The organism is Flavobacterium sp. TMP13 (assembly GCF_050847115.1).
GTDB lineage: Bacteria > Bacteroidota > Bacteroidia > Flavobacteriales > Flavobacteriaceae > Flavobacterium.
Genome location: NZ_CP193656.1, coordinates 3,506,644 through 3,524,151 on the forward strand (window position 1 = coordinate 3,506,644; position 17,508 = coordinate 3,524,151).

A 17,508-nucleotide genomic window follows, 5' to 3' on the forward strand; every position below is an offset into this window, starting at 1 on the left:
GCATAACACACGTCTCGCGCAATTTGCGAATTTAGTGGAATTACTGTTTTTTATCGTATTTTCGTTAAGCCGAAAATACTCGTCTTCGTAAGTCGCAAACTGCGCGAGGCGCGAGAACGATGGCAGTAAGTTTACCGCAGAATACCAAAAAAGATGTAAATGAAGAATAAGAATTTTAAAATAATATTTTATTTTGGTTTGTTATTTTGCTTATTAGCAATCACTTATTTTTACTTTTTTTCTAAAAGCGTTCAAATAGAAGTTTATAACAAAACTAATTTTGATATTGACTCTTTGAAAATTGAAAACAAATATTACGAAATAAAAAAGCGAAAATCGATAATTATTAATTGCAGAAAATTATTGATTCAAAATAGTTTGCCTTTAGAAACTCCAAAAGCAATAATTAAAAATATGCAACGTGATACCTTAATTTTTCCAGTTTGCGGAACAGAAGTTGAAGAAATTAAAAGTGGAAAATATAAGTTTGACCTTGAAGCTGAAATTGGAAAAGATTATTATAAACTTAATTGGGTAGAACATACACAGCAATGAAAAAACCTACTGCCATCAGCTAAGGCTTCGTTGCGTCTGAAAGACGAACAATGAAGCCGCGGTTGAACGGAACCGATTACATGCCGTCAGCACTATGGAGTTATCGTAAAATGAGTAGAGAGATTACAAGAGGCTAAAACGTCTCTTTTTTTTGCAGTATAAACATAATGGTTTTTATAGTGATTTCCTTCACTCCAAGCTTCGGGATTGGGCATAAAGTCCCTTACCCATAAAGTTAGTTCTTACAGGGATTTGAGCTTTGGCTATTGCCAAGATACCAACCAGGCGGACCACGCTGATCAAAAACCAATATCCGGTGTAAATTGCCTATTTTGCAACAAGGACATTTGGGCAAAAAAGGTTTCTTCTCTACTTTTTCTAGCACTTTTACCTTTAGTTTTTCTTGTAAAACCTTTAGTTTCTCCCGTTTCCAAGTGCTACTCAAAAAACCATAATGACGAATCTTAACAAAACGCTTAGGCAAAATATGCAACGCAAACCTTCTGATAAATTCTTCGTGAGTAAGTGTCATTTGTTTCTTAAATCCGTTTTGACGGTAATCTTTGTAGCTAAAAGTTACGTTTTGATTGTCTATACTTTGGATTCGGTTATTGCTAACGGCTATTTTATGGGTATATCTTCCTAAATATTCCACTACTGATTTTGGACTTCCAAAAGGCTTTTTGGCGAACACTACCCATTGCTTTTCCCACAATTGTTTCTTGACTTTGGTATAATTATCAGGGCTTCTCTCTTTTAGTTTCTCACAATATTTTGCCCTAAAAACTTTGGACAATGCCTTGACTGCAAACAAAAATTTACCATCGCCTCGTACGTTTTGCCACTTGCCATTTTTGTCCACGCCACCGCCTGGAACAATGCAATGCAAGTGTGGATGAAGGGATAAATTTTGTCCCCAAGTGTGCAAAACAGCAATCATTCCGCTTTGGATTGCTGCGGCTTTACTAAAGGTTTTCAAAGTTTCCCATGCCGACTCAAAAAGTAAATCATACACTAATCTTGGATCATAAATAGCCAGACTATTAATGCTATCAGGCAAAGTAAAAACAACATGGAAGTATGGAACTGGTAAGAGTTCACTTTGTCTAGCTTGTACCCAATCTTCTCGGTTTTTTCCCTGACATTTGGTACAATGTCTATTGCGACACGAGTTGTAACTAATACTAATTTTACCACATTGATCACACGCATCAATATGACCGCCTAAAGCTGCAGTTCTACATCTTCGCACGGCTGATAAAGTCCGCAATTGCCAGGTATTGAGTCCTAGATTCTCTACTTTGTTTCCCAGTTTTTCTAGTACATGAGCTACTTCATTTCGACTCCGCTCAATACAGCCTATTCCACTTCGCTTAGCAGCTACTTGCGGCTGCATTTTTCGAAAAGTGTATCTAGCGGACTAAAAGCTTTTATAGTGTCAAGTTGAGCAATATGCAAATATTCCATTGTAGTCTCGATATTCTCATGTCCCAAAAGATTTTTTAATGTGATAATATCTAGTCCGTCTTCAAGTAAATGGGTAGCAAAAGTATGTCGAAGCGTATGCACGCAAACCTCTTTAGTAATTCCAGCAGCTTTAGTGGCTTGTTTAACCGCCCATTGTACGCCACGTTGGGAATAGCGGCTGTCGAAGTCTCCTCCAGCTCGTTCAATAGGCTGACCGTTAAAGAGATAGGCTTTGGGTTTTTCAGCTTCAATGTAAGTTTTGAGTCCGCGGATTAAATGTTTGGATAGTGGAACATAGCGGTCTTTTTTGCCTTTGCCTTGCACCACTTTGAGTTGCTCGCGATCAAAATCCAAGTCTTGCAAACGCACACTTCGTACTTCCATACAACGCAATCCACAACCGTACAAAAGTCCAATAAGCATTCTGTGTTTAAGTAGTTGGCAACTATGGAGCAACCGCCAAACTTCTTCTTTACTGAGAACTGTTGGAAGTTTTTTCTCGTGCATTATAGAAGGTAAATGCAGGTATTCATAAGGAAGTCCTTCGGATTTTAAAAGAAACCGAAGTCCGTAAACGCAATGCTTGAAATAGGTTTGTGAAGGTGTTTTGGAACGCTTTTGAAGCATAAACAAGTATTCTTGCACTTGCTCTACATCAAGCTCTGTGGGGATTTTTCCAAAATGCAAAGCCATAGAAGCTACATGCCGAGCATAATTAGAAAAGGTACTTTGGCTTCTGCCTAAAACAGAAATCGTACGTTCAAATCGATGCAAGAGTTCCTCAAAATTTGGAACCTCACGAATTGCCTGATTAAGGATTTTGTTTTCCCTTAAAGCATCAGGATGCTTTTTTTTGTACCCATGTAAAAAGTTTTAGTATTTTTACAAAGGACTAACATTTTCACCCAAAACACTACCGAAGGTTTAGTTCAACAGCCGTTTGGCGTGATTGGGAATTTAGTGGAATTAGCGTTTTTTTATTACCTTTACGTTAAGCCGAAAATACTCGGTTTCAAAATTCCCCAACCACGCCAAGCGCCAAGACGTCAGGCTGTGAAAAAACTTCTTTTTCCTCTAATATGCCCTCACATTGGTATTACTACAATCCAAATAAAGCCTTTTAAGAAGCCTGTTTTTTTAGACTACAAATTGAAGTGGAAAGAAAACAAATCCTGATTTCGGCTTTAAATAGTCTGTTTTTAATAAAAACAAGACTTTGATCTTGTAGGGTGACTTCCAGTTCTTGATTTTGGCAATTAAATCCGGTACTCCCAAAATATTTATGGTACGTTTGATGTTGTAAACTAGCATAATTAAACTGTGTTCTCCGTTTACTTTTTCAAGACCCGTTAAATTGGTATGGTTGTAGCCCCATTGTCGCTTGATAGTGCCAAATATATGTTCGTTGATCTCCTGTCTCGTGCGGTACAATTGCGGGTTTTCTTGGTAGCGTTTGTTGTTTTCTTCAACGGCATCCGCATACTCACTTCGGTCGATTTCCCGTCCTGCTGTTCTGCTGGTGCATAAATGTTTTACAGGACATTCTTTGCAGGTTGGTGTTCGGTATTTTTTAAATTGATAACCACTTTGTTCGGTTCTACCGCTTTTCTTGTGCCATCTTCCAGTGGTTTTTAAGATTTCTCCCTGGGGACATCTATACGTGTCGTCGAATTTGTTGTATTGAAATTGTGCTACCAAATATTCGGGTTGTATAGTACTTTCTTTACTTCTTCCTGGAGTAGGATTTGCTACAATGGTCGTAATATTATGTTCTTTACATTGAGCGATTTCTCGTCCATTGTGGTAGCCTTTGTCTACTAAAACCGTGAAGGTTTCTACTTCTAAATTTTCTTTGGCTTCCAAAGCAATTGCGCCTAATGCGTTAAGGTCATTACGATTTATAGTGTGGGTGGCAACTACTAAATTGTGTTTATTGTCAACTGCTGCTTGAATATTGTAACTCACTTCTACCACTACTCCTTGTACCAAAAGAGCTCGTGCATCTTGGTCGGTAGTACTAATTTGGGGTTCCCCGCTTTCTTTTAGTTTTTCAGCCAAAAGCTCGTAGTTGATTTTATTGGCTTTCAAACGCTCTATTTTGGCTTGAATAGTAGTGATTTTTGTATTGTTTTCTTGAGCGTCGTTTTGTTCCAAATCAGATAAATATTCTTGGGTTTTTTCTTCAATATATGCCAAGTGTCTCTCTATTTTCTTTTGGCTGAAGTTGGCTTTCTTGCTGTTATGTGCTCGGGACTTTGTGCCGTCAATGGCGATGGTTTCTCCAGCAATTAAATCGGCATCTTTCAAAAAGGAAACAAAAAGTTTGAAGAGTTTTTTTAATCCTGTTGGATTGCATTTTCTAAAGTCGGATATACTGTGATAATTGGGACGAATATCTTCTAATAACCACTGCATTTCAATGTTTCTCAGGCATTCTTTTTCGAGTTTTCGAGAACTACGAAGGCCGTTGAGATAGCCGTACAAATAAAGCTTGAGAAAAATATTGGTTTCAAAACTAGGCCGACCTTCGCTTTTTAGTATTTGTACTTCAAAACCTAATGCCTTTAAATCAATATGCTCTACAAAAGCATCGATGAATCGGATGGGATTATCAGTAGAAATGCTAGATTCTAATGAAGAAATGGTCATTTGGTTGCGCGAAATTCCTCTGATGTGTTGCATCCTTAAAAATACGAAATTTAGTACTTTATTTCAACTGTTTTGCTATATTTGTTTGAGTAAAAACAGAGGTTTTTTCACAGACTGACGTTACCAGCAAACTAAACAGATGTCGCGTCCTAAAATAGGTTGACTAAAACTTAAACACCTTTAGTAACCAATGGAAACATCCGAAAATCAACCTGTCCGAAAAAGAAACGGCAAACAAGTAAGTTTTGAATACAAACTTTTTGTAATTCAACAAATCAACAACGGACAAATTTCATTAAATTTCGCTTCTAAAAAATACGATATTTCAAAAAGCACAATCGAATACTGGATGAAAAAACTAACCAATTACGAGCAAACCAACAAAGGCATTAGCAAAGACGATGAAATTCGTAAACTAAAAAGCAAAATAGAAGATTTAGAAGGTGTTAAAGCTTTTCAACAAGAGTTAATTATTGAATTTGAATCTATTACGGGGGAAGAACTTTCAAAAAAGTACTTGCCCGAGTGGTTAGCGAACGAAATTCAGAAAAAAAAGAAAAAGCTTTTAAAATAAAATGGATTTACGAATCACTCGGGTTAAGCAAACAAGCTTATTATCAAAGAATTGCCTCCTATAAAATTAAAGAAATTCGCAACAATTCTGTGATTGATTTTGTCTTGGAAATACGTGAAAGAATGCCAGGGACAGGAACTAGAAAACTCTTAGATCATTTACAAGAAAAATTTATTCAAAACAACATTAAAATGGGCAGAGATGCCTTGTTTGATTTGCTTAGAAGTAGAGGATTGTTCATAAAAAGAACCAAACATTTTCACATTACAACGGACTCTAAACATTTCTATTACAAATCCCCTAACCTACTATACAATCTAGCAATAACGCACGCTGAACAAGTTTTTGTTGCCGATATAACCTATATAAAAACCGATGCAGGACACGCCTATTTAGCTTTAGTTACCGATGCGTATTCGAGAAAAATAATGGGTTGGGCATTAGAGAATAACATGCGTGTAGAAATGGTGAAAAATGCGCTTAAAATGGCTCATAAAAATTGTGTCTTTAGCCATAAAAACATCATTCATCATAGTGATAGAGGCATACAATATTGTTGTCCAGATCATAGTGAATTTGCTGAAAATAAAGGTTTTATATTAAGTACAACTCAAAAATATGCCCCTTATGAAAATGCAATTGCAGAGCGAATAAACGGAATATTAAAATATGAATTTGGACTAAAAAGAACTCTAAAATCAATTCAACTAGCTAAAGCTATGACCAAAGAAGCTGTCGAAATTTACAATAATGAAAGAACACATTGGAGTTTAGATCTAAAAACACCACAATCCGTTCATTTACAATACGATAAACAGATAAATAAATCCTATAAAAAAGTAAAAAAAGTTGCTGTTTAAACTCCAATTTACTACTATTGTATCACTATGTGAGGATGGAAACGAGCAATGCTGAGGAGCAACTCGAATAGTGCCAAAAACATAGTCAAAGAAAATGAAGAGGGCATTTTCAAAAATGCTCCTTCTTTTAATCTTCATTTTTTTTGAATAGAAAACTTGAAAACCTAACCCTAAATTGGTAAACCAATTTTATAGTTTTGAACCTATTTTTTAATAAAAAAATAGTCAACCTAGACTAGGACAAGACAAGAATCAGGAACATAAGAAGATTTATGAATAAAATATTAATACTTATAACTTTACTATTTTCAGGAATTATTTTTAGTCAAACAACAATTGATGAAAATATTACGGTTAAATTTCCAAGTGAACCAAAAACACTTGAGAATGTTGCAAAAACGGATACTCTTAATGAAACTTTAAAAACAACTCTGAAAGCATATTACTTAAATTCAAAAGAAGAGTCTTATGTAGTGATGCGATTGAAAGTTTTAGCTGATGATGAATTAGAACCAAAACTTCCACAAAGTCAAAGTGATTTAATAGCAAAATATAAACGATTTATAGCTGGACAACTGAATAGCTTTGCTAAAAAAGGAATGTACATTAAAGACACAACTCAAATAAATTTGAATAATTATTTGGCTTATAAATTGATATTTAAGGGCGAAAATTCAGATCAAGAAATTGGGCAAAGTTTAATTCTACATTTGAATGGTATTATTTATGAATTTGTCTATTCAAAAGTAGATTCGTATAATCATCTAAACAAAGAAAAATTTTTCAAATCAATTGAAATAAATAATTCTGAAGAAATCAAACAGATTGCTCAACCATACAATTATTGGAATGCGCTATTGAAATTATTATTGGGTGGAATTTTTCTTTATTTCATAATTAAGTTTTTAAAAATGGAGAAAAAAAGAAATCTAATAAAATAGTCTGCTGGTAACATGAACTGTGTAAAAAAACTAATTTTTACGTCGTTTTTTGCAAATAAATATCCTGGTATAAAGTTCTGTTTTTTACTACTCCAAATACAATTTTAAGCAGCTTGTTGCATACGGCAATTAGAGCTGCTTTTTTGTTCTTCCCTTTAGCCACTAATCGATCATATAAATCACGACAATGGGAGTTGGTTTTCTTCGCATTTAAGGCGCACATATATAAAATATTACGCAGTTGTTTACCTCCTTGTTTGCATATTCTGACTCGTCCTCTTATGCTACTTCCACTTTGATATTCGGTCGGACTCAAACCGGCATAAGAGATCAATTGTTTATAAGAATTCATGTCTTTGAACCCCTTGGTATAGATAATTAATTCGGCTGAAGCCCTACTTCCAATTCCTTTTACACTCTGTACTAACTTAAGTGTTTCTCCCTCCCATTGAACTAGTTTCTCTTGTAATTCAAGTTCTATATTTTGCTTCTCTTGTCTTAGTTCTTTGATAATTTTTTGAAAGCTTTTTTCTACTGATTTTGTATCAAAAGGACACTTTTTTAAGCTATGAATCTGATTGCTAAATTTGGTTATTTCCTTGGTTAAATCATGTATAGCATTGTTTAATGAACGGCACTCAAAGTAAGTGTTATCAGGCATTTGATACAATTCTGGATTGCGATTTAATCCATATTCATAGATGTGTTTGGCATCTTTTTTATCCGATTTATTACGTTCTAAATGCATCTGGATATAACGCTTGATTTGAAGTGCATTTACCACACTAAATTTTATATTTTTTTTATTCAAAAAGAAGATAAATCGCAAATGATAAACTCCTGTGGATTCCATAACAAAATGGATCTCCTTGCCAGATTCTTTAAGCAATTCTCTAAATCCAGCTACCGAATTGGACACTTGTAAATGTTGTTCAATTCCCTTCTTGTTTTTAAAATAAGCATCTAAGGTTTCATTAGAAACATCAATACCACAATAGTTGTTTTTCTCTTCCATTTTATATAATTTTATTTTTAATTAAGAGAACAAACTCTTGCACAACAACCAACGATCCTAACACGAACTTTATGTTCAAATAAACTGTACGGTTTGAAGCAAGAAATGAGCAGGGATAATCATGTTAGTGAAGCTATAATGCCTAAGCCGTTTGCCTATCTTGCTCTGCTCATTTTGTTCTTTCTTATTTTAACTTTTAAGTACTTAAATATATGAATTTACAAACATAGGAGCCGTTTGCCGTGATTGGGGCTTTAGTGGAATTAGCGTTTTTTTTCATATATTCGTTTCGGCAGAAAGTACTCTGCTCCTATGTCCCCAACCACGGCAAGCGCCGAGACGTCAGGCTGTGAAAAAACTTCTTTTTCCTCTAATATGCCCTCAATTGGTATTACTACAATCCAAATAAAGCCTTTTAAGAAGCCTGTTTTTTTAGGCTACAAATTGAAGTGGAAAGAAAACAAATCCTGATTTCGGCTTTAAATAGTTCGTTTTTAATAAAAACAAGACTTTGATCTTGTAGGGTGACTTCCAGTTCTTGATTTTGGCAATTAAATCCGGTACTCCCAAAATATTTATGCTACGTTTGATGTTGTAAACTAGCATAATTAAACTGTGTTCTCCGTTTACTTTTTCAAGACCCGTTAAATTGGTATGGTTGTAACCCCATTGTCGCTTGATAGTACCAAATATATGTTCGTTGATCTCCTGTCTCGTGCGGTACAATTGCGGGTTTTCTTGATAGCGTTTGTTGTTTTCTTCAACAGCGTCCGCATACTCACTTCGGTCGATTTCCCGTCCTGTTGTTCTGCTGGTGCATAAATGTTTTACAGGACATTCTTTGCAGGTTGGTGTTCGGTATTTTTTAAATTGATAACCGCTTTGTTCAGTTCTACCGCTTTTCTTGTGCCATCTTCCAGTGGTTTTTAAGATTTCTCCCTGGGGACATGTATACGTGTCGTCGGATTTGTTGTATTGAAATTGTGCTACCAAATATTCGGGTTGTATAGTACTTTCTTTACTTCTTCCTGGAGTAGGATGTGCTACAATTGTCGTAATATTATGTTCTTTACATTGAGCGATTTCTCTTCCATTGTGGTAGCCTTTGTCTACTAAAACCGTAAAGGTTTCTACTTCTAAATTTTCTTTGGCTTCCAAAGCAATTGCGCCTAATGCGTTAAGGTCATTACGATTTATAGTGTGGGTGGCAACTACTAAATTGTGTTTATTGTCAACCGCTGCTTGAATATTGTAACTCACTTCTACCACTACTCCTTGTACCAAAAGAGCTCGTGCATCTTGGTCGGTAGTACTAATTTGGGGTTCCCCGCTTTCTTTTAGTTTTTCAGCCAAAAGCTCGTAGTTGATTTTATTGGCTTTCAAACGCTCTATTTTGGCTTGAATAGTAGTGATTTTTGTATTGTTTTCTTGAGTGTCGTTTTGTTCCAAATCAGATAAATATTCTTGGGTTTTTTCTTCAATATATGCCAAGTGTCTCTCTATTTTCTTTTGGCTGAAGTTGGCTTTCTTGCTGTTATGTGCTCGGGACTTTGTGCCGTCAATGGCGATGGTTTCTCCAGCAATTAAATCGGCATCTTTCAAAAAGGAAACAAAAAGTTTGAAGAGTTTTTTTAATCCTGCTGGATTGCATTTTCTAAAGTCGGATATACTGTGATAATTGGGACGAATATCTTCTAATAACCACTGCATTTCAATGTTTCTCAGGCATTCTTTTTCGAGTTTTCGAGAACTACGAAGGCCGTTGAGATAGCCGTACAAATAAAGCTTGAGAAAAATATTGGTTTCAAAACTAGGCCGACCTTCGCTTTTTAGTATTTGTACTTCAAAACCTAATGCCTTTAAATCAATATGCTCTACAAAAGCATCGATGAATCGGATGGGATTATCAGTAGAAATGCTAGATTCTAATGAAGAAATGGTCATTTGGTTGCGCGAAATTCCTCTGATGTGTTGCATCCTTAAAAATACGAAATTTAGTACTTTATTTCAACTGCTTGCTATATTTGTTTGAGTAAAAACAGAGGTTTTTTCACAGACTGACGTTACCAGACATAGCCCAAAAAATGAGGGGAAATACTGAAATAAGCCGACTAAAAATTAAAATATGCAAAAAATTGATTTCATTAAAAATTTAGAAGATTTAACGTCTAAGCTTAAATCAGTAGAAATTGTTCAACAATATAAAGCAGGATTTACAAGTCCTAACGCTGAATATAGTTATAATAACATTGTACCTATATTATTTCAGTCAAAAAGTGGTTATGATAGTATTAGGTATGATTCTCGCTATGAGAAAATATTGACAACATTAGAAGCCGAGAAAATATACTCTGAGTCAATTCTTTCTGCTCTAGCAGTAACTCTAAAAAAAACATCTGCTATTAATATTATTCCTTATCCATATGCAGTTTCATTATTTAATTTTCACAACACATTAGTTCAAACTTTACAACTTTCTAAAAATCTTTTGGACACAAAAAACTTAAGTGAAGACTTAAATAAAGATATTGATGATGGAATTATAATATTTCAAATTGTTATAGAAGGAGAAGGACTTGAAACTGAAAAATACATTAAGATTTTAAGTGCTTTAAATGAACTTATTGAAATAATAAATAAAATATCAGATGAGGAAGAGAAATCTGAAATTGTCTTATTAGATAGTGGAAGTGACACTAATATTGGTGTTAAAACAGGAGTTGAAACTGCAAAATCTTTATTTTTAATTTTCAAAGAAGTCTGGGATTTTATGGCAAATTATAGGTTCTATAAACAAGCACAAAAATCAAATACACTTTTGGAAAGTTTATCAATAAGAGCCGAAATAATGAAAAAATTAGAAGACGGTGTTATTACTAAAGAAGAAGCTACAGAATATATTCATATGATTAAAACGAGAACAGATGATTTAATAGGAATGAAAGTAATGCCAAAACAGATTGTACTAGAATCTAATTTAGTAAATAATCAAAAGCTTTTATCTGAATTTGAAGGAATAAAAATGTTATCAGCTGGCGAAAACTAAAGATTAACTAAAAAAGCTACGTCTGGTAACACACGTCTCCTATGTAAAGCACGATTAAGTTATTAACAACTTTGAGATGAGGGTTATATGTTGTTTTTTATTGATTAAAATACGTCGTAATATGGCTTGTTGGTAAGGTGGGCAACTAACTTTTGTCCGCCGAAGGCTGGGACATAAAAGTTAGGCTCACTTTATCAATGATGCCACGAATTATTTCTCTCTTTTATTTCATCTACTTTCTTTTTAAATTCTTAAGGCTCCTGCTCCTATATGTGGTCTAAGTAAATAGCCACCAGCATCGGTATGATTGTAAGAATAATAAAATAGCTACCTGCTTGGCGCGTGTGGTCTCTTTATTAACGAGCCACCACGTGTGTTTTGTAGTCTATTTTTCTTGTATATTTTTGAGCTTATTAAGAAGGTGATATAGTTTCTAAAATTAAATTTTTATTTATTTGATAAGGGGTTTCTGTTTTGACGACAGAAAGAATTCTTCTGGCCATTTTATGAGCCACTTTTATAATAATATTTTTTACGTTTTTACCTTGATGTTTTCGATAATATGCTTGCATTTCGGCATCTTTTCGAATAGCAATCCAAGCTGCTTCTACTAAATAACTTCTGAGCTGAGATCGACTTCTTGGGGTAATTCCTAAACATTTCTCACTATCGCCGCTGTTGTAAATTCCAGGAACTAATCCGATAAAGGAACTAAATTGAGATTCCTTTTTAAATCTACGCAAATCTCCACATTCTGCCAAAATAACACTCGCTAAAAAACCGCCAATTCCTGGAATACTCTTTAAAAGATTATAATCTTTCTTATTATACTCTCGACAATACTTCCGCATTTGATTGGCAGTTTCGAGATACTCGGATTTAATAAATTGGTACATTCTAATTTTCCCCTGTAAAGCCATTTTACCACAAGAAGTACTAAACTCTACCCCTTCCAACCAAACTATAAAATCCTTAGTCCAATTCGAATTATCAAACTCCGAAGGGATTTTAATTCCGTGGAGCAAAAGCATACTTTTTATATGAGATTTACTTTGACGTAGTCGCTTTGTTACTTGAGTACGATGACGCGCTAAAGTGGTAAACTGTTCATGAGCTTCGCTGGGAATATAGATTCCCTTTAAGATACCTAATTTCAATTGATTCGATAAGTCTTTAGCGTCTAATGAATCTGTTTTTTGATACCGTTGCTTATCACTTGTTTTAAGATCGGCTGGATTAACTACCAAAACATTCCAACCTAAATTAAGAAAATAACGCGCTGCAGAAAATCCACAACAGCCTGCTTCATAAACCAAATCAACTTCATAATTTGGAAAAGTATTCTCAACATATCGATACAAGTCCTCACAAACAGAAGGAATCGAAAAGGTTTTGTGAAAAAACAAATCGGTTTGAATAGAAACTGTCCAACTATTTTTGTGAATGTCCAATCCAATGAATAACTTTGGTGTAGCTTGAGCGTCATGTAATTGCATAATCTTCGTTTTTAGTATTCTCAAAGTTATTCTTTTACATAGATGCTTGCGCCATTTGCGAATTTAGTGGAATTACCGTTTTTTAATCGTATTTTCGTTTAGCCGAAAATACTCGTCTTCGTAAGTCGCAAACGGCGCAAGGCGCGAGAACGTTATGCCTAATGTTAGCGCATGTCGCGTCCTAAAATAGGTTGACTAAAACTTAAACACCTTTAGTAACCAATGGAAACATCCGAAAATCAACCTATCCGAAAAAGAAACGGCAAACAAGTAAGTTTTGAATACAAACTTTTTGTAATTCAACAAATCAACAACGGACAAATTTCATTAAATTTCGCTTCTAAAAAATACGATATTTCAAAAAGCACAATCGAATACTGGATGAAAAAACTAACCAATTACGAGCAAACCAACAAAGGCATTAGCAAAGACGATGAAATTCGTAAACTAAAAAGCAAAATAGAAGATTTAGAAGGTGTTAAAGCTTTTCAACAAGAGTTAATTATTGAATTTGAATCTATTACGGGGGAAGAACTTTCAAAAAAGTACTTGCCCGAGTGGTTAGCGAACGAAATTCAGAAAAAAAAGAAAAAGCTTTTAAAATAAAATGGATTTACGAATCACTCGGGTTAAGCAAACAAGCTTATTATCAAAGAATTGCCTCCTATAAAATTAAAGAAATTCGCAACAATTCTGTGATTGATTTTGTCTTGGAAATACGTGAAAGAATGCCAGGGACAGGAACTAGAAAACTCTTAGATCATTTACAAGAAAAATTTATTCAAAACAACATTAAAATGGGCAGAGATGCCTTGTTTGATTTGCTTAGAAGTAGAGGATTGTTCATAAAAAGAACCAAACATTTTCACATTACAACGGACTCTAAACATTTCTATTACAAATCCCCTAACCTACTATACAATCTAGCAATAACGCACGCTGAACAAGTTTTTGTTGCCGATATAACCTATATAAAAACCGATGCAGGACACGCCTATTTAGCTTTAGTTACCGATGCGTATTCGAGAAAAATAATGGGTTGGGCATTAGAGAATAACATGCGTGTAGAAATGGTGAAAAATGCGCTTAAAATGGCTCATAAAAATTGTGTCTTTAGCCATAAAAACATCATTCATCATAGTGATAGAGGCATACAATATTGTTGTCCAGATCATAGTGAATTTGCTGAAAATAAAGGTTTTATATTAAGTACAACTCAAAAATATGCCCCTTATGAAAATGCAATTGCAGAGCGAATAAACGGAATATTAAAATATGAATTTGGACTAAAAAGAACTCTAAAATCAATTCAACTAGCTAAAGCTATGACCAAAGAAGCTGTCGAAATTTACAATAATGAAAGAACACATTGGAGTTTAGATCTAAAAACACCACAATCCGTTCATTTACAATACGATAAACAGATAAATAAATCCTATAAAAAAGTAAAAAAAGTTGCTGTTTAAACTCCAATTTACTACTATTGTATCACTATGTGAGGATGGAAACGAGCAATGCTGAGGAGCAACTCGAATAGTGCCAAAAACATAGTCAAAGAAAATGAAGAGGGCATTTTCAAAAATGCTCCTTCTTTTAATCTTCATTTTTTTTGAATAGAAAACTTGAAAACCTAACCCTAAATTGGTAAACCAATTTTATAGTTTTGAACCTATTTTTTAATAAAAAAATAGTCAACCTAGACTAGGACAAGACAGCAGAGTGGAATCTAACGCAATTTTATAACCAAAAAATGTATAAAATTGTAGTATCAAAACAGCTTACAAAAGACTCAATCGAGATCATAGAATTGAGATTGAAAAACTAATCGCTTTAGGCAAGAATAATAAACAAATTACCACTACTCTATCAGTTCATCCAAGTACTATTTCTAGAGAACGAAAAAGAGTTAAAAATGAGCCTTATAACAACCTAAAAGCGGAAGTAAATTATGTTCATAATCTACTAGATAGACCATTAGGAATGTCCAAAATTAATGCCAATCCCAAACTTAAAAATTTTGTATATTCACGATTAGAATTACATTGGTCTCCAAAGCAAATTTCTGATGCTTTAAAACAATTTTATCCATTCGATTCAACAATGCAAATTTCACACGAAAGTATTTATTATCACATCTATATTCAACCCAAAAAAGAGGTGGAAAAAATACTCATTTCACAACTTAAACAAAAAAGAAAGTACCGTGGAAATACCAGAAGAGGAGCTGATAAAAGAACCACTATTAAAGATCCCATTCGTATAGATGAAAGACCTGCTGAAGTACTTAATCGAGAAATACCAGGGCACTAGGAAGGCGACCTGGTACTAGGGAAAAACAGAGAAAGTGCCATTGGAACTCTAGTAGAAAGAACCGCTCGGTTTTTAATAATTATTCACCTAAAACAGAAAGATTCCACAGCTGTTAGAAAAGCTTTTGAAAGTGAATCTAGAAAGCTTCCTACCAACTTAAAACTCTCGCTAACTTATGACAATGGAACCGAGATGGCGCAACACAAAACTTTTACTAAAAACAGCAAAGTAAAAGTCTATTTTGCGCATCCATATAGTCCTTGGGAAAGACCAACAAACGAAAATACAAATGGCCTCATTAGAGACTATTTTCCTAAAGGAACAGACTTCAATTTAGTCACAAAAAAGCAACTTAAAGAAGTACAAAATCAGCTCAATGAAAGACCAAGAAAAACACTAGAATATGATTATCCTTTAAACACAATTAGTAGATTATATATGAATCAAAATTTTATCTAAATAGCCAATAATTAAAAATAATATAGTAGCTTTATTTTTTGAATTTAGAAAGCCTAGAGACAATCAAAATTGCTTTCTGAATTGGAAAAATAAGGCAAAACTTAATCGCAAAGAAATTGCGCTAGAAACTTGAATCCGCCAAACGCGTGCGTCGTCCTAAAATAGGTTGACTAAAAATTAAACACTTTTTCAATACATAATATCAGTATTGTTACAATTAATAACAGGATTTCCAAAGGCGTAAAAAAGAAAATAATCTAATTTTACAAAAAGATTACTCCTTATGATACCAGCTACGAAACCGTTTACCAAAGTTGTCGAAATACAAAGAGCCGAAGAAAACTTTCAAAGTGTGATTTTAAAACTCTTAAATAATGTAATCACTTTTGAAGAGTTTGAAAAATCACATAAAGTGCTTTTCAATGTTTGCGACGAGTTTGGTTCTTATGCAAAAAAAAATAAAAATCCAATCACTCACGATGTAATTTTCTTTGATAAGTAATTATTAATGATAGTGTTAATAGTGGTTGCTTTTAGGTCAAACTTCGCTGAAATATTCGATATACTATTTAATTTACTGAAACGCCACTGCTCTATAATTTTTGTTCGAGTAGCATCAGAGACGATTTCTTTTAATTCTCTTGATTTTTTAACTAATTTTCTCACATCAATATAATATTACCATCATTGCAATGAAGGATGTTACAAATCCGATACCAAACCACGTCACCCTTAAAGCTCTCAAATCATATTTGTCGGGCTTTGTATTTATGAGATATTTGTCTTTTATTATTTTTTTAATCATAGTTATTTTTTAAGTGATAGCGAAAGCCATCTTTAATATTTTGCAATAAATTAGAAAGTAAAAATAAATTTAAAGATTTTCAACAGTAATCTATTACGTTTTTAATTTTACAAATTTAGGATGTAAGCATAATTAAAATTGACTCAGAAGAATTATTTATTAGCTTAGAATACCGTGTACAATAGTTACCGGAGATCCATAGAAAACCTTAGAAATTTGTAAGAAAAATTTAGAATATTAGAAGGATTCTCATCTTACGGAGAATTGTATATCGCATGTCTGAAAATGCTTCTACGGAAAATTTATGTCCGGTGGTAATAAAATTTTTGAAAAAAAGACAATACTGAACGGATTACAAATTTTGCAAGCGCAAGCTCGAATTTAAAATTAGCCGTGAGATTAAAAACCACTGACGATATTTTAGTATTGCCTTGTGGAATTTGTCTCATCATTAGTTGTATTTATTGTCCATCGCGGCTTATATGTTGTAAATCACCTCGACCACTACTCCTTACTCCAAAAGTGCTAGTGCATCTTGATCGGTAGTACTGATTTGGGGTTTGCTGCTCGCTTTTTATTTTTCCTGTACGATTTCATAACTTATTTTATTCGTATTCAATCGCTCTATTTGGGCTTGAATATTAGTGATTTTGGTATTGTTTTTTTGAGCGTTGTTTTGTTCTAAATCAAATAAATATTCTTGGTTTTTATCTACATTATTGGAAAAGTGCCTCTCTCTTTTCTTCAGGCTGAAGTTGGCTTTCTCAGTGTAATACGCTCGGTTCTTAGCTACATCGATAGCAATTGTTAACAACCTAATAAATCGAAATCTTTCACAAAACCAACAAAGAATTTGATTAAGTTCTTGAAGACGATAGGGTTGTTTTTCTAAAATCAGAAATAGTATAGTTATTGGGGCCACTACACTCTAATAACCAATGCATTCCTATGTTTGTAAAATATTCTTTCAATAATTTACGGCTGATTCTTAAACCATTAACATAGCCATATAAATAGATTTTTAGAAATAACCGGCTATTATAAATTTGGTTCCTTTCTTTTTAACGGTTTGAACTGAAAATACAACTTCGATAAATCCAAGAAAGATCCAAACACTTCAATAGACGAGCTTGATTATCTGCACTAATAGCATCCTCTAACTTGTAATACGCGCAGCTTATTACCTAAGTTTCCTGAGATATATTACACAGATAAAAAGACGAAAAATCCTAGTTTCATTAACGCATTAACTATATTTGTTAAGACAAAAACCTACGTTTTTCAACATACTGACGTTGTTTGACCTCTTAAAAAGACCTCCATATGAAAAA

At 33.7% G+C, this 17,508-nt stretch carries 16 protein-coding genes and 1 pseudogene; 9 read left to right on the plus strand and 8 right to left on the minus strand.

Annotated elements, in window-relative coordinates; translation table 11 throughout:
• The first annotated feature begins 159 nt into the window (after nt 1-159).
• Nucleotides 160-555 (plus strand): hypothetical protein, encoded by a 396-nt coding sequence (locus ACRASX_RS15125; RefSeq protein ID WP_432221833.1) that lies wholly within the window; start codon nt 160-162, stop codon nt 553-555.
• A gap of 235 nt (nt 556-790) precedes the next feature.
• On the opposite strand, the gene ACRASX_RS15130 is transcribed toward ACRASX_RS15125, so the two are convergent.
• The 3 genes from ACRASX_RS15130 to ACRASX_RS15140 all read right to left on the minus strand — a co-directional run bounded on the left by ACRASX_RS15130 (nt 791) and on the right by ACRASX_RS15140 (nt 4,704).
• On the minus strand, nt 791-1,951 hold the full coding sequence (locus ACRASX_RS15130) for an IS91 family transposase (protein ID WP_432221834.1): 1,161 nt from the start codon (nt 1,949-1,951) through the stop codon (nt 791-793).
• Nucleotides 1,936-2,796 (minus strand): tyrosine-type recombinase/integrase, encoded by an 861-nt coding sequence (locus tag ACRASX_RS15135; protein WP_432221835.1) that lies wholly within the window; start codon nt 2,794-2,796, stop codon nt 1,936-1,938. The genes ACRASX_RS15130 and ACRASX_RS15135 overlap by 16 nt, the downstream gene beginning before the upstream one ends.
• Before the next feature lie 363 nt (nt 2,797-3,159).
• The gene (locus tag ACRASX_RS15140) at nt 3,160-4,704 is read right to left on the minus strand and encodes an IS1182 family transposase (protein WP_432221836.1); all 1,545 of its coding nucleotides are present in this window, start codon (nt 4,702-4,704) and stop codon (nt 3,160-3,162) included.
• Nucleotides 4,705-4,861: 157 nt separating this feature from the next.
• Between ACRASX_RS15140 and ACRASX_RS15145 the strand changes: the two genes are divergently transcribed.
• The 3 genes from ACRASX_RS15145 (at nt 4,862) to ACRASX_RS15155 (ending at nt 7,046) form a co-directional block, all read left to right on the plus strand.
• Complete coding sequence (locus ACRASX_RS15145; protein ID WP_432221837.1) at nt 4,862-5,245, plus strand: helix-turn-helix domain-containing protein; 384 nt, start codon at nt 4,862-4,864, stop codon at nt 5,243-5,245.
• Nucleotides 5,197-6,105 (plus strand): IS3 family transposase, encoded by a 909-nt coding sequence (locus ACRASX_RS15150; RefSeq protein WP_432221838.1) that lies wholly within the window; start codon nt 5,197-5,199, stop codon nt 6,103-6,105. The genes ACRASX_RS15145 and ACRASX_RS15150 overlap by 49 nt, the downstream gene beginning before the upstream one ends.
• Before the next feature lie 272 nt (nt 6,106-6,377).
• Nucleotides 6,378-7,046: a hypothetical protein gene (locus tag ACRASX_RS15155; RefSeq protein WP_432221839.1), complete on the plus strand. Its 669-nt coding sequence runs from the start codon at nt 6,378-6,380 to the stop codon at nt 7,044-7,046.
• A gap of 37 nt (nt 7,047-7,083) precedes the next feature.
• Here ACRASX_RS15155 and ACRASX_RS15160 read toward each other — a convergent pair whose 3' ends face one another.
• On the minus strand, nt 7,084-8,061 hold the full coding sequence (locus ACRASX_RS15160) for an IS110 family transposase (protein WP_066305296.1): 978 nt from the start codon (nt 8,059-8,061) through the stop codon (nt 7,084-7,086).
• 432 nt (nt 8,062-8,493) lie between these two features.
• Nucleotides 8,494-10,038 carry an IS1182 family transposase gene (locus ACRASX_RS15165; RefSeq protein ID WP_432221840.1) on the minus strand — a complete coding sequence of 515 codons (1,545 nt, stop codon included), beginning with the start codon at nt 10,036-10,038 and terminating at the stop codon, nt 8,494-8,496.
• A 148-nt stretch (nt 10,039-10,186) separates the two neighbouring features.
• Between ACRASX_RS15165 and ACRASX_RS15170 the strand changes: the two genes are divergently transcribed.
• Complete coding sequence (locus tag ACRASX_RS15170) at nt 10,187-11,107, plus strand: hypothetical protein (RefSeq protein WP_066305745.1); 921 nt, start codon at nt 10,187-10,189, stop codon at nt 11,105-11,107.
• A 413-nt stretch (nt 11,108-11,520) separates the two neighbouring features.
• Here the strand turns inward: ACRASX_RS15170 and ACRASX_RS15175 are convergent, their stop codons facing one another.
• Nucleotides 11,521-12,603 (minus strand): IS110 family transposase, encoded by a 1,083-nt coding sequence (locus ACRASX_RS15175; protein WP_066305750.1) that lies wholly within the window; start codon nt 12,601-12,603, stop codon nt 11,521-11,523.
• Nucleotides 12,604-12,825: 222 nt separating this feature from the next.
• Between ACRASX_RS15175 and ACRASX_RS15180 the strand changes: the two genes are divergently transcribed.
• From ACRASX_RS15180 to ACRASX_RS15195, 4 genes and pseudogenes are all read left to right on the plus strand, one after another.
• Nucleotides 12,826-13,209: a helix-turn-helix domain-containing protein gene (locus tag ACRASX_RS15180; RefSeq protein ID WP_432221841.1), complete on the plus strand. Its 384-nt coding sequence runs from the start codon at nt 12,826-12,828 to the stop codon at nt 13,207-13,209.
• On the plus strand, nt 13,161-14,069 hold the full coding sequence (locus ACRASX_RS15185; RefSeq protein ID WP_432221838.1) for an IS3 family transposase: 909 nt from the start codon (nt 13,161-13,163) through the stop codon (nt 14,067-14,069). The genes ACRASX_RS15180 and ACRASX_RS15185 overlap by 49 nt, the downstream gene beginning before the upstream one ends.
• Before the next feature lie 301 nt (nt 14,070-14,370).
• A pseudogene (locus ACRASX_RS15190) lies at nt 14,371-15,372 on the plus strand (IS30 family transposase).
• A gap of 283 nt (nt 15,373-15,655) precedes the next feature.
• Entirely contained in the window at nt 15,656-15,874 is a 219-nt protein-coding gene (locus ACRASX_RS15195; RefSeq protein ID WP_066305752.1) for a hypothetical protein, read from the plus strand.
• 877 nt (nt 15,875-16,751) lie between these two features.
• On the opposite strand, the gene ACRASX_RS15200 is transcribed toward ACRASX_RS15195, so the two are convergent.
• Nucleotides 16,752-16,991, minus strand: coding sequence for a hypothetical protein (locus ACRASX_RS15200; RefSeq protein WP_082706530.1), 240 nt, complete (start codon nt 16,989-16,991; stop codon nt 16,752-16,754).
• Between the two features lie 43 nt (nt 16,992-17,034).
• Nucleotides 17,035-17,223, minus strand: a complete 189-nt coding sequence (locus ACRASX_RS15205) for a transposase (RefSeq protein WP_082706531.1) — start codon at nt 17,221-17,223, stop codon at nt 17,035-17,037.
• Between the last annotated feature and the right edge of the window lie 285 nt (nt 17,224-17,508).